The sequence below is a fragment of the Streptomyces sp. NPDC045778 genome, from assembly GCF_056431945.1.
Window position 1 is genome coordinate 336,123 of the sequence record NZ_JBWKJZ010000002.1, and the last position, 12,384, is coordinate 348,506.

Here is a 12,384-nt window from a genome sequence, read left to right on the forward strand (position 1 = left end):
GGCTCAGCCCACCGCGGGAAAGGCGCCGGCGACGGCGCTGCTCACCGCGGGGCTGAGCGTGTGGACCACCGCCTTCTGGGGCTCGATGCGCAGGTACACCCCGTCGTACAGCTCCCCGTCCACATAGCCCGGGGGCGGGCCGAAGCGGGCCAGTTCCGCCGTGGTGGGGCGCACGGCCTCGCAGAGGCCGACGAGCTGGACCGTCCACCGGCCCTCGGAGGCCGCCGCCGTGCCCAGATTGTCCGCGCCGTACGCGACGACGCTCCCGACGCACGCGTCGTGGTATCCGAAGCCCCGGTGCATGCGCAGCAGGACGTGCCCGTCGGTCACGATGTGGCGGGCCGCGGCGAGGAAGGGCAGGGCGCGCATGCTGGTCGCGACCCGGCCGTAGTCGGTGCGCCGGAGCAGGGCGAAGGCGAGCTGCTGGTCGGAGTCGGAGGGCATGTTCCCTACCGTGCGGCACGCGCGCGTGCGGGAGAAGAGCCGCCCGGCCCCGTCACCGCGGGACGTAGGTCCCGACCGGTCAGCGGCGCTCGGCCTGCATCCGCGCCACGTACGCCGCCGCCTGCGAGCGGCGCTCCATGCCGAGCTTGGACAGCAGGCTGGACACGTAGTTCTTGATCGTCTTCTCGGCGAGGTGGAGCCGCTCGCCGATGGCGCGGTTGGTGAGGCCCTCGCCGATCAGGTCGAGGATCTTGCGCTCCTGGTCGGTGAGGTTGGCCATGCGGTCGTCGCCCTTGGCGCCGCTGCCGTCGCGCAGGCGCTCCAGGACGCGGGCCGTGGCGACCGGGTCGAGCAGGGACTTTCCGGCCGCGACGTCCCGCACGGCGGTCAGGAGTTCATTGCCGCGAATGGCCTTCAGGACATAGCCGGAGGCACCGGCCATGATGGCGTCGAAGAGAGCCTCGTCGTCCGCGAAGGAAGTGAGCATCAGGCATTTGATGGAGTCGTCCTGCGAGCGGATCTCACGGCAGACCTCGACTCCGCTGCCGTCGGGAAGGCGCACGTCGAGGACCGCGACATCCGGTCGCGTGGCCGGAATGCGCACCAAGGCATCGGCGGCCGTGCCCGCCTCTCCGACCACCTCGATGTCGGACTCCACCGAGAGCAGCTCATGGACTCCGCGTCGCACGACCTCGTGATCATCGAGCAGGAATACCGTGATTTTTCCTTGTTCGCGCACGGTGTCAGTGTCACACATCAACTCTTCCCGTGCCCGGGGTGGCCGGGATAACGTGCCGGTGTTCCGGCCCCCTGCCAGGCTGTGATCAGTGGCGTGACCAGCATGTGTTTCCCGGCTTCTCGGTTTAGTTGGATTCCCTAGTGGTCCTTTACTTGGAAATCCAAGCAAAATTGCAGGTCAGACGGGGTTTCACAGTTTTGGTTCGCACTGGGTAACGTGCTTGGAGAAGGGCGCTCGCCGGGACGACTGTCACGCCTAATCCCGCTGAGCCGCACCCACCCCGTGCGACGGGCTGGAATCGGGCGAGCCGTACTGGCCTGCCGGTGGACCCCGGGGGCCGGACCGACGGAGGAGCACACGTGACCGTGGAAAGCACCGCCGCGCGTACGCCGCGCCGCGCAAGCAGCGGCGGCAAGCGCGCCAGCGCGAGCGCGAAGAGCGCCAGTGCGAGCGCGAAGAAGAGCACGAGCGCGAAGAAGGCCGCGAAGGACGCGGGCCCGAGCGCTCAGCCCCAGCTCGTACAGCTGCTGACGCCCGAGGGTGAGCGGGTGGAGAACCCCGCGTACGACCCGTACGTGGCGGACGTGACCCCCGACGACCTGCGCGCGCTGTACCGGGACATGGTGATGACCCGGCGCTTCGACGCCGAGGCCGTCACGCTCCAGCGCCAGGGCGAGCTGGGCCTGTGGCCCTCGCTGCTCGGCCAGGAGGCGGCACAGGTCGGCTCGGGCCGCGCGACCCGCGAGGACGACTACGTCTTCCCGACCTACCGCGAGCACGGCGTCGCCTGGTGCCGGGGCGTCGACCCGACGCTGCTGCTCGGCATGTTCCGCGGCGTGAACCACGGCGGCTGGGACCCCAACGGCAACAACTTCCACCTGTACACCATCGTGATCGGCTCCCAGACGCTGCACGCGACGGGCTACGCGATGGGAGCGGCCAAGGACGGCGTAGACAGCGCGGTCGTCGCGTACCTCGGCGATGGCGCCACCAGCCAGGGCGACGTGGCCGAGGCCTTCACGTTCGCCGCGGTCTACAACGCCCCCGTGGTGTTCTTCTGCCAGAACAACCAGTGGGCGATCTCCGAGCCGACCGAGAAGCAGAGCCGCGTACCGCTGTACCAGCGCGCGCAGGGCTACGGCTTCCCCGGCGTGCGCGTCGACGGCAACGACGTCCTCGCGTGCCTCGCGGTGTCCAAGTGGGCCCTGGAGCGGGCGCGCACCGGCGAGGGCCCGTCCCTCGTCGAGGCGTTCACGTACCGTATGGGGGCGCACACCACGTCCGACGACCCGACGCGCTACCGCCGCGACGAGGAGCGCGAGTCGTGGGAGGCCAAGGACCCGATCAAGCGGCTGCGGGCGTACCTGGAGGCCGAGGGCCACGCGGACGAGGCGTTCTTCGCGGAACTCGACGCGGAGAGCGAGACGTTGGGCAAGCGGGTGCGGGAGGCGGTGCGGGCCATGCCCGACCCCGAGCCCATGTCGATCTTCGAGAACATCTACGCGGACGGGCACGCTCTCGTGGACGAGGAGCGGGCCGAGTTCGCCGCCTACCAAGCGTCGTTCGCGGACGCTCCTGCGGACGCCGCCACCGGCGGGGAGGTCAAGTAGTCATGGCCGTGAAGAAGTTGCCGGTCGCCAAGGCGATCAACGAATCCCTGCGCACGGCCCTCGAGGCCGACCCCAAGGTCCTCGTGATGGGTGAGGACGTCGGCAAGCTCGGCGGCGTCTTCCGGGTCACGGACGGGCTCCAGAAGGACTTCGGCGAGGACCGCGTCATCGACACGCCGCTCGCCGAGTCCGGCATCGTCGGCACCGCGATCGGCCTGGCCCTGCGCGGCTACCGGCCGGTCGTGGAGATCCAGTTCGACGGCTTCGTCTTCCCCGCGTACGACCAGATCGTCACGCAGCTCGCGAAGATGTACGCGCGCTCGCTCGGCAAGGTCAAGGTGCCGGTCGTCATCCGCATTCCGTACGGCGGCGGCATCGGCGCCGTCGAGCACCACAGCGAGTCCCCGGAGTCGCTGTTCGCGCACGTGGCGGGCCTGAAGGTGGTCTCGCCGTCGAACGCGTCGGACGCGTACTGGATGCTCCAGCAGGCCATCCAGAGCGACGACCCGGTCGTCTTCTTCGAGCCCAAGCGGCGCTACTGGGAGAAGGGCGAGGTCAACACCGACGCCATCCCGGGCCCGCTGCACCGGGCGAGCGTGGCCCGCGAGGGCACCGACGTGACGCTCGTGGCGTACGGACCGATGGTGCGCACCTGTCTGGAGGCCGCCGCGGCCGCCGCGGAGGAGGGCAAGTCCCTGGAGGTCGTCGACCTGCGCTCCATGTCGCCGATCGACTTCGACACGGTGCAGGCCTCGGCCGAGAAGACGGGCCGGCTGATCGTCGTGCACGAGGCGCCGGTGTTCTTCGGCGCGGGCGCGGAGATCGCCGCGCGCATCACCGAGCGCAGCTTCTACCACCTGGAGGCGCCCGTCCTGCGGGTCGGCGGCTTCCACTCCCCGTATCCGCCCGCGCGGGTGGAAGAGGACTATCTGCCGGGCCTCGACCGGGTGCTCGACGCCGTCGACCGCTCGCTTGCGTACTGAGGGAAGAGGTCGTGACGACAATGACTGACACCACGTCGGCCGTCCGCGAGTTCAAGATGCCCGACGTGGGCGAGGGACTCACCGAGGCGGAGATCCTCAAGTGGTACGTGGCCGCGGGTGACACCGTCACCGACGGCCAGGTCGTGTGCGAGGTGGAGACGGCCAAGGCGGCCGTGGAGCTGCCGATCCCGTTCGACGGCACGGTCCGTGAGCTGCGGTTCGCGGAGGGGACCACCGTGGACGTCGGCCAGGTGATCATCACCGTGGACGTGTCCGGGGGCGCGGCGCCCGCGCCCGCCGCGGAGCCCGAGCCGTCGGCGGAGCCCGAGCCGTCGGCGGAGCCCGAGCCGTCGGCGGAGCCCGCGGCCCCCTCCGGCCGCCAGCCGGTCCTCGTGGGATACGGCGTGGCGGAGTCCTCCACCAAGCGCCGCGCCCGCAAGCAGGTGCCGGGCCAGGCCGAGCCCTCGCCCGCCGCGGCCGCGGTGCAGGCCGAGCTGAACGGCCACAGCGCGCCGCCCGCCCCGGAGGCGGCGGCCCCCGCGCCCGCCGGGTCCCGCCCGCTGGCCAAGCCGCCCGTGCGCAAGCTCGCCAAGGACCTGGGCGTGGACCTCGCCACGGTCGCGCCGACGGGCCCGGACGGCGTCATCACCCGCGAGGACGTGCACGCGGCGGTGGCCCCGGCGCCGGCCCCCGTGGCCCCGGCACCCGCGGCGGCCCAGGAGCCCGTGGCGGCGGTGGCGTCGTCGTCGGCGGTGTCGTCGGAGGCTCGTGAGACCCGTATCCCGGTCAAGGGCGTCCGCAAGGCGACCGCGCAGGCGATGGTCGCCTCGGCGTTCACGGCGCCGCACGTCACGGAGTTCGTGACGGTGGACGTGACGCGCACGATGAAGCTCGTCGAGGAGCTGAAGCAGGACCGGGCCTTCGAGGGCCTGCGGGTGAACCCGCTCCTGCTGATCTCCAAGGCCTTCCTGGTGGCGATCCGCCGCAACCCGGAGGTGAACGCCACCTGGGACGAGGCGAACCAGGAGATCGTGCAGAAGCACTACGTGAACCTGGGCATCGCCGCGGCGACCCCGCGCGGCCTGATCGTGCCGAACATCAAGGACGCGCACGCCCGGACGCTGCCCGAGCTGGCCGCCTCGCTCGGCGAGCTGGTGTCCACGGCCCGCGAGGGCAGGACGTCGCCCGGCGCCATGCAGGGCGGCACGGTGACGATCACGAACATCGGCGTCTTCGGCATCGACACGGGCACGCCCATCCTGAACCCCGGCGAGTCCGCGATCCTCGCAGTCGGCGCGATCAAGCTCCAGCCGTGGGTCCACAAGGGCAAGGTGAAGCCGCGTCAGGTGACCACCCTCGGCCTGTCCTTCGACCACCGCCTGGTGGACGGGGAGCTGGGCTCGAAGGTGCTCGGTGACGTGGCGGCGATCCTGGAGCAGCCCAAGCGGCTGATGACCTGGGCGTAGGCGCCCGCGGACGCGAGAAGGGGGCCCGCCGCACACCGCGGCGGGCCCCCTTCCCGTGGCTCGGGGCCGGGAGTTACGCGACGCGGAAGCCGTAGTCCATGATCTTCTTGGCGTCCTTGTAGCGTGCTTCCTTCGTCGGCGCGGTCAGGACGGTGCCGACGACGGTCTTGCCGTTGCGGGTCGCGGCGAAGACCAGGTTGAACTTGGCCTGGGCGCCGGAGCCCGTCTTCACGCCGATGGCACCGCGGTAGGTGCCGAGCAGCTGGTTGGTGTTGCCCCAGACCGGCATCCCGCGGGTGCCGCCGTTGGGCATCTTGGGCTTGGCCTTGTAGCCCTTGGTCTTCACGATGGTGCGGAAGAGCGAGTTCTTCATCGCCTTGACCGTCAGTTTGGTGAGGTCGCGCGGCGAGGAGTAGTTCGCGCCATTGCTTATGCCGTCGAACGAGTCGAAGTGCGTGTTGCGCAGGCCCAGGTCGCGCGCCGTCTTGTTCATCTTGCCGATGAAGGACTTCACGCGGGCGCCGCGCGAGCTGCCCTTGCCGTAGGTGTCGGCGAGGGCGTAGGCGGCGTCGCAGCCGGACGGCAGCATCAGGCCGTACAGCAGCTCGCGGACCGTGGCGGTGTCGCCGACGATGAGGCCCTTGGCCGAGGAGGCGCCGTTGCGGACGATGTAGTCGCTGTACGCCTTCTGGTACTTGACCTTGCGGTTCAGGTTCAGGTTCGGCTGATTCAGCACCGTGAGCGCGGTCGCGATCTTGGTGGTGGACCCCGTCTTGAGGCGGGAGTCGGCGCTCTTCGTGAACAGCGTCTTGCCCGTCGCGCTGTTCATGAGGAAGCCGCCCTTGGCCGAGATCGACGGCTTGGGCGGCGCGGCGGCGTGTGCTGCGGGGACCGTGACGACCGTCGTCGTCATGACGGCTCCGGCCGTGATGACGGCGGCGGCGGATGCCCGGCGCATGCCCGTTGTCCGGATTCTCAAAGTAGACGCTCCATTGTCCCTGATACGTGAGTTGGGCGGCCCGCGCCCCGAATCCCCCTGCATTGCAGACGACATGAGGGAGCCGCCACGGACAAGACTCGCGAGGGGGCACGAAGGATGCACGGATGACGGAAAAAGTGACCCGAAAGTTGTCGCATGGTCATGTACGTGCGAGGGCGTCGTCCGGATACGTGCGAGGGCGTCGTCCGGATACATGCGAGGGCGTCGTCCGGATCGTGGACGCAAGATCCATCGCATACGTGTTGTATCTATGCTGTGCGCATGCCGACCGCTCCCCCCACCGCGACCGCCCCCACCGCCGCTGCCCCCGGTCTCGCCGCCACCGCCGCCCCCGGCAAACAGCCCCCCGCCGCCGAGCGCGTCTACGCCCACGTGAAGCGGGCCGTCCTGGAGCGGCACTACGAGGGCGGCACGCTCCTGACCGAGGGCGAGCTGGCCGAGGCCGTCGGGGTGTCCCGCACGCCCGTGCGCGAGGCGCTCCTGAAGCTGGAGGTGGAGGGGTTGCTGCGGCTCTACCCGAAGAAGGGCGCGCTCGTCCTGCCCGTCTCCGCGCAGGAGATCGCGGACGTCGTCGAGACCCGGCTCCTGGTGGAGACCCACTCGGTGCGCAAGGCGGTGCCCGCGCCCCCCGGCCTGCTCGACCGGCTCGCCGAACTCCTGGAGAAGCAGCGGGAGCAGGCCGCCGCGGGCGACCTCGCGGGGGCGGCCACCACGGACCGCTGCTTCCACGCCACGATCGTCCGCAGCGGCGGCAACGAGATCCTGGCGCGCCTCTACGACCAGCTGCGCGACCGCCAGCTGCGGATGGGCGTCGCGGTGCTGCACTCGCACCCCGACCGGATCGCGAAGACCCTGGCCGAGCACGAGGAGATCCTGGCCGCCCTGACGGCCGAGGACGCGGACGCCGCGGTGGCGGTCGTCACCCGGCACGTCGGCTGGTTCCAGAACCTGGCGCGGGGGGCGACGCGATGAGCGCCGCGTCCGCCAAGGCCGGGCGCCTGCCCGGGGACCCGCCGGGCGGCCGGCGGGCCGTGTTCGTGTGGTGCGTCGGCGTCGCCGTCTACTTCGTCGCCGTCACCTTCCGCACGTCGCTCGGCGTCGCCGGCCTGGACGCCGCCGACCGCTTCCACGTCAACGCGTCGGCCCTGTCGACGTTCTCGATCCTCCAACTCCTCGTGTACGCGGGCATGCAGATACCCGTCGGCCTGATGGTCGACCGGCTCGGCACGAAGAAGGTCCTCACGCTCGGCGCGGTCCTGTTCACCGTCGGGCAGCTCGGCTTCGCGCTCGCGCCCTCGTACGGGACGGCGCTCGCGGCCCGCGCGCTGCTGGGCTGCGGCGACGCGATGACGTTCATCAGCGTGCTCCGGCTCGGCACCCGCTGGTTCCCGGTCCGGCGCGGGCCCCTGGTGGCACAGCTCGCGGGCCTGGTGGGCATGGCGGGCAACCTGGTCTCGACGCTCGTCCTCGCCCGGCTCCTGCACGACATCGGCTGGACCGAGGCGTTCGCGGGCAGCGCGCTCGCCGGAGTCGTCGTCCTCGTCCTCATGGCGCTCTTCCTGAAGGACCACCCCGAGGGCCACGAGCCGCCCCCGCCGCCGGCCCGCGACGCGGCGGGGCCCGGCTTCGTGCGCGAGCAGATCGCCAGGGCCTGGCGGGAGCCCGGCACCCGGCTCGGCCTGTGGGTGCACTTCACCACGCAGTTCCCCGCGATGGTGTTCCTGCTCCTGTGGGGCCTGCCCTTCCTGGTCGAGGCGCAGGGCCTCAGCCGGGGCGCGGCGGGCGACCTGCTGACCCTCGTCGTCCTGTCGAACATGGCGGTCGGCCTGGTCTACGGCCAGATCGTGGCCCGGCACCACGCGGCACGCCTGCCGCTGGCACTCGGCACGGTGTCCGCGACCGCGGTGGTCTGGGCGGGCGTCCTCGCCTACCCGGGTGAGCACGCGCCGTTGTGGCTGCTCGTGGTGTTGTGCGTGGTGCTCGGGGCGTGCGGGCCCGCGTCGATGATCGGCTTCGACTTCGCCCGTCCCGCGAACCCGCCGGAGCGGCAGGGCACGGCCTCGGGCATCACCAACATGGGCGGCTTCGTCGCCTCCATGACCACGCTGTTCGCGGTCGGCGTCCTGCTTGACGCCACGGGCGACGACTACCGGGTCGCCTTCTCCTGCGTCTTCGTCCTCCAGGCGCTCGGCGTGAGCCAGATCCTGCGCTTGCGCGGCAGGGCCGCACGGCGGGAGCGGGAGCGGCTCGTCGCCAGCCGGGTGGAGACGGTGCACGTGCCCGCGGCGTGAGGCGGGGGGAGGGGGCTCGCCCCCTCCCCGGGGCCGCGTCGTGCGGGGCGGGCCACAAGGTCACAGGGTGACCGGGTCGGAGGGTGACCGGGTCGGAGGGTGACCGGGTCACGGGGTGACGGAGAAGTTCCCCAGGATCGCGTCGCCCAGCTCGTGGTCGCCCTCGACCTTCACGCGGTCGCCGACCGCCGAGTGCGGTACGCGCCCGCAGGCGAGGCGGGAGTACGTCTCCCAGTCCGTGGCGATGGTGGCGAGCGGGCCCAGCGAGGGCGTGTTGTCGACGGTGCCCCTGCCCTCGGCGTCCACGCGTACCGTACGAAGGAACTCCACGGGGCCGCTCACGTCGAAGACGACGGCCGAGTTCGCGGGGGCGCCCGCCTTCTTGGCGACGACCTTCGGCAGGCCGTGCAGCATCAGATCGCGGGCGACGTACGCGCCCGGCGAGTCGAGGTTCCCCGGCCGTCCCAGGGCCACCCGCAGGTCCTGCTCGTGCACCCATACGTCGAAGGCGCGGATCCGCATGGCGAGTTCGAGGCTCTGCTCGGTGCCGAGGGGGCCGCGCACCATGGTCTCCGGGGCCCGCGACTCGTTCCGGATCTGGCGGTTGCGGCGGATGATCGTGTACTCCAGCTCGGAGGTCATCTCCGGCGCGGTGTGGTGGCGGCGGACGTCCACCTGCATCTCCATGTACCGCTGGCCCTCGGTCTTCACGTGGTACAGGTCGCGCGGCAGCGTGTGGATCGGCCGCGGGTCGCCGAGCATCTCGCAGTCCAGGCCGATGACGTGCGAGACGATGTCCCGGACGGACCAGCCCGGGCACGGGGTTGGCTGGTTCCACTCGCCCTCGGCGAGCGGGGTCACCAGCTCGGATATCGCTTCCACGGCGTGCGCCCAGGCATCGGCGTAGGTTTGCAGGCTGGGATGGAGACTCACGGGACCCCTCGGCGGTCGTACGCGGGCGGTGGGTGTCTTGGGCTTTAAGTTACGCTGCCCGTGGGCACCCCGGCAGTGCTTTCGTGTGACGATCGTAGGCCTAGTTGACGGTTCGAATGCCAGGACGGTGGTACTGTGCGCGCCTCTCTCCTCCAGATCGCCGTAGAGGATGACGAATCAGTCAAGTCCCGGCGACAGCGCGTCTCTTCGCTGGTGCGCGAGGTGGCGGAACGGGAGGGTTCCGACCTGATCGTGCTGCCCGAGCTGTGGACGACCGGGGCCTTCGGGTACGAGGCGTTCGCCACGGAGGCGGAGCCGCTTCAGGGACCGACGTACGAGGCGATGGCCGAGGCCGCGCGCGACGCGGGCGTGTGGCTGCACGCGGGGTCCATCCCCGAGCGCGCCGTGTCCGACAGCGGCTCCGCCGCGGGCGACGGCCCCCTCTTCAACACCTCCCTCGTCTTCTCGCCGACCGGTGAGCTGGCCGCCGCCTACCGCAAGATCCACCGCTTCGGCTTCGACAAGGGCGAGGCCGTCCTGATGGGCGCGGGCCGTGAGCTGGTCACCGTCCGGACATCCGAGGCCGTGCTCGGCCTCGCCACCTGCTACGACCTGCGCTTCCCCGAGCTTTTCCGGGGGCTCGTGGACGCGGGCGCCGAGGTCTTCGTGGTGCCCGCGGGGTGGCCCGCGCGGCGACGCGCGCACTGGTCGCTGTTCGCGCGGGCGCGGGCGGTGGAGGACCAGGTGTTCGTGCTCGCTTGCGGGACCGCCGGGGAGCACGCGGGGGTGCCGCAGGCGGGGGCGAGCGTGGTGGTCGACCCCTGGGGCGAGGTCCTCGCGGAGGCGGGACCCGATGCCGCGGAGGTGCTCACCGTGGACCTCGACCTGGCGAAGGTCGCGGAGACCCGGGAGCAGTTCCCGGCCCTCAAGGACCGGCGCCTTGGCGTGGCCGAGCCCCGCCTCTGACGCCTGGGCGGCGCCCCCGAAGGGGCGCGGGGAACCGCGCGACCGGCCACGGACGACCCGCGGACGAAGCGCTCAGTCCTCGCCACGCTCCTTTTCCGCCAGGCGGATGACGCAGACCGTGACCGCCACCAGGAGAGCCGGGTCCACGTCGTCGCGGGTGATGTGGAGACCGTAGGCGTCCCGCACGCTGAACCAGCGGCGGGAGATGTCCGCGAGCAGCTCCCCCTCGTACTCGATGGCGAACTCGCGGTCGGCGATCTTGCCGCTGACGTCGAGCACGGTGCTGCCGTCGGCCAGCTCCACGCGGTAGTGGTTGCGCAGCAGCGAGAGCCGTTTGCGCTTCACCCTGGCCAGGGGCTCGCCCTCGCGCTCGATCACCATCGTGTCGCGCAGGGCGAGCATCTTGGCGTGGATGTCGATGAGCACCCGCCCCTGCGGATCCTTCAGTTCGAAGGTGTCCCGCAGCCGCATGGCCTTGCCGTCGACGAGGAAGACCTTGCGGCCCCGGTCGTCCTCGATCCAGTAGTCGTCGCCGATGCCGAACAGACGGTCGCGCACGAGAAGCCTCATGCAGCCATGAGTACCCGCGAACGGGACGTTTCCGCCCCCTCGAAAGGGTCGGCCCGCAAGGACGGGCCCGAGGGGCTCAGCCTTCGAGGAACGCCCGCAGCGCGTCCGCCAGCATGGGCGGGTCGTCGACGCCGCACAGCTCGCGCACGCTGTGCATGGACAGGATCGCCACGCCGATGTCGACGGTCTTGATGCCGTGCCGCGCCGCCGTGATGGGGCCGATGGTCGTGCCGCAGGGCATCGCGTTGTTGGAGACGAACGACTGGAACGGCACGCCCGCCTTCTCGCACGCGGCGGCGAACACGGCGCGGCCGCCGCCGTCGGTGGCGTAGCGGTTGTTGACGTTCACCTTCAGGATCGGGCCGCCGTTGGCCCGCGGGTGGTGCGTCGGGTCGTGCCGCTCCGCGTAGTTGGGGTGCACGGCGTGGCCGGTGTCGGACGACAGGCACACCGTGCCCGCGAAGGCGCGGGCCTTGTCCTCGTAGTGGCCGCCGCGCGCGAACACCGAGCGCTCCAGGACGCCGCCGAGCAGCGGGCCGTCGGCTCCGGTGTCGGACTGCGAGCCGTTCTCCTCGTGGTCGAACGCGGCGAGGACCGGGATGTACGGCAGCGCGTCGGCCCCGGAGGCGGTGGCCACGGCGGCGAGCGCGGCCGTGGCGGCGTGCACGGACAGGAGGTTGTCCATGCGCGGGCCCGCGAGCAGCTCGTGGTCGCGGCCCAGATAGGCGGGCGGCTCAACGGAGTGGGTCATCAGGTCCCAGCCGGTCACCTCGCCGGGGGTGAGGCCGCACTCCTCCTCCACGAAGCGGATCAGGTCGCCCTCGCGCACGTCGCCGCCCAGGCCCCAGATCGGCTGCATGTGCTTCTGCTTGTCGAGCTTGAGGCCCTCGGTCGGCACCGAACGGTCCATGTGGATGGCCAGTTGGGGCACGCGGAGCAGCGGCCGGTCCACATTGACCAGGCGGGTGGAGCCGTCCCGCAGGGTGAGGCGGCCCGCGAGGCCGAGGTCGCGGTCCAGCCAGGAGTTGAGCAGCGGCCCGCCGTAGATCTCGACGGCCACTTGGCGCCAGCCGTGGGCGCCGGCGTCCGGCAGCGGCTTCACCCGCAGGTTGGGGGAGTCGGTGTGCGCCCCGACGATGCGGAACGGGGTGTGCGCGCCTGCGCCCTCCGGCACGAACCAGGCGATGATGGCGCCGCCGCGCAGCACGTACTTGCCGCCGCTCGACGCGTCCCAGGCTTCGGTCTCCTCGACCTGCCGGAAGCCCGCTTTCTCCAGCCGCTCCGCGGCGCTCGCCACGGCGTGGTACGGCGACGGGCTCGCCGCCAGGAAGGACATCAGGTCGTCGGTGTGACCGCGGTCAAAGCGGGGGCGTGTGCGCATG

12 protein-coding genes are annotated in these 12,384 nt (G+C 71.4%); 6 read left to right on the top strand and 6 right to left on the bottom strand.

The features are described from left to right. Positions 1 to 3: 3 nt before the first annotated feature. Together AC07GB_RS04240 and AC07GB_RS04245 are read right to left on the bottom strand one after the other, a co-directional pair. Entirely contained in the window at positions 4 to 444 is a 441-nt protein-coding gene (locus AC07GB_RS04240) for a pyridoxamine 5'-phosphate oxidase family protein (protein ID WP_478841665.1), read from the bottom strand. Between the two features lie 79 nt (positions 445 to 523). Beyond that, on the bottom strand, positions 524 to 1,183 hold the full coding sequence (locus AC07GB_RS04245; protein WP_478841666.1) for a response regulator: 660 nt from the start codon (positions 1,181 to 1,183) through the stop codon (positions 524 to 526). Between the two features lie 359 nt (positions 1,184 to 1,542). On the opposite strand from AC07GB_RS04245, the gene pdhA reads away from it, so the two are divergent. From pdhA to AC07GB_RS04260, 3 genes are read left to right on the top strand one after another with little or no spacing between them, the layout of a single operon-like run. Beyond that, the gene (gene pdhA / locus AC07GB_RS04250; RefSeq protein WP_478841667.1) at positions 1,543 to 2,793 is read left to right on the top strand and encodes a pyruvate dehydrogenase (acetyl-transferring) E1 component subunit alpha; all 1,251 of its coding nucleotides are present in this window, start codon (positions 1,543 to 1,545) and stop codon (positions 2,791 to 2,793) included. 2 nt (positions 2,794 to 2,795) lie between these two features. Continuing rightward, positions 2,796 to 3,776 (top strand): alpha-ketoacid dehydrogenase subunit beta, encoded by a 981-nt coding sequence (locus AC07GB_RS04255; RefSeq protein WP_478841668.1) that lies wholly within the window; start codon positions 2,796 to 2,798, stop codon positions 3,774 to 3,776. An 11-nt stretch (positions 3,777 to 3,787) separates the two neighbouring features. Next, positions 3,788 to 5,242, top strand: a complete 1,455-nt coding sequence (locus AC07GB_RS04260) for a dihydrolipoamide acetyltransferase family protein (protein WP_478841669.1) — start codon at positions 3,788 to 3,790, stop codon at positions 5,240 to 5,242. 73 nt (positions 5,243 to 5,315) lie between these two features. Here AC07GB_RS04260 and AC07GB_RS04265 read toward each other — a convergent pair whose 3' ends face one another. Continuing rightward, positions 5,316 to 6,200, bottom strand: coding sequence for a D-alanyl-D-alanine carboxypeptidase family protein (locus tag AC07GB_RS04265; protein ID WP_478841670.1), 885 nt, complete (start codon positions 6,198 to 6,200; stop codon positions 5,316 to 5,318). Positions 6,201 to 6,503: 303 nt separating this feature from the next. On the opposite strand from AC07GB_RS04265, the gene AC07GB_RS04270 reads away from it, so the two are divergent. Both AC07GB_RS04270 and AC07GB_RS04275 read left to right on the top strand, forming a co-directional pair. After that, positions 6,504 to 7,214: a GntR family transcriptional regulator gene (locus AC07GB_RS04270; protein WP_478841671.1), complete on the top strand. Its 711-nt coding sequence runs from the start codon at positions 6,504 to 6,506 to the stop codon at positions 7,212 to 7,214. Beyond that, positions 7,211 to 8,533 carry an MFS transporter gene (locus tag AC07GB_RS04275; RefSeq protein ID WP_478841672.1) on the top strand — a complete coding sequence of 441 codons (1,323 nt, stop codon included), beginning with the start codon at positions 7,211 to 7,213 and terminating at the stop codon, positions 8,531 to 8,533. Before AC07GB_RS04270 ends, AC07GB_RS04275 begins: the two co-directional genes overlap by 4 nt. 108 nt (positions 8,534 to 8,641) lie before the next feature. On the opposite strand, the gene AC07GB_RS04280 is transcribed toward AC07GB_RS04275, so the two are convergent. Beyond that, positions 8,642 to 9,466: a maleylpyruvate isomerase family mycothiol-dependent enzyme gene (locus tag AC07GB_RS04280; RefSeq protein ID WP_478841673.1), complete on the bottom strand. Its 825-nt coding sequence runs from the start codon at positions 9,464 to 9,466 to the stop codon at positions 8,642 to 8,644. A 135-nt stretch (positions 9,467 to 9,601) separates the two neighbouring features. Here AC07GB_RS04280 and AC07GB_RS04285 point away from each other — a divergent pair, with 135 nt between their 5' ends. Beyond that, positions 9,602 to 10,432 (top strand): carbon-nitrogen family hydrolase, encoded by an 831-nt coding sequence (locus AC07GB_RS04285; protein WP_478841674.1) that lies wholly within the window; start codon positions 9,602 to 9,604, stop codon positions 10,430 to 10,432. A 72-nt stretch (positions 10,433 to 10,504) separates the two neighbouring features. Here the strand turns inward: AC07GB_RS04285 and AC07GB_RS04290 are convergent, their stop codons facing one another. Together AC07GB_RS04290 and AC07GB_RS04295 are read right to left on the bottom strand one after the other, a co-directional pair. Beyond that, the gene (locus AC07GB_RS04290; protein ID WP_478841675.1) at positions 10,505 to 11,002 is read right to left on the bottom strand and encodes an LURP-one-related/scramblase family protein; all 498 of its coding nucleotides are present in this window, start codon (positions 11,000 to 11,002) and stop codon (positions 10,505 to 10,507) included. Between the two features lie 76 nt (positions 11,003 to 11,078). After that, positions 11,079 to 12,383, bottom strand: coding sequence for a M18 family aminopeptidase (locus tag AC07GB_RS04295; RefSeq protein ID WP_478841676.1), 1,305 nt, complete (start codon positions 12,381 to 12,383; stop codon positions 11,079 to 11,081). Position 12,384: the final 1 nt, after the last annotated feature.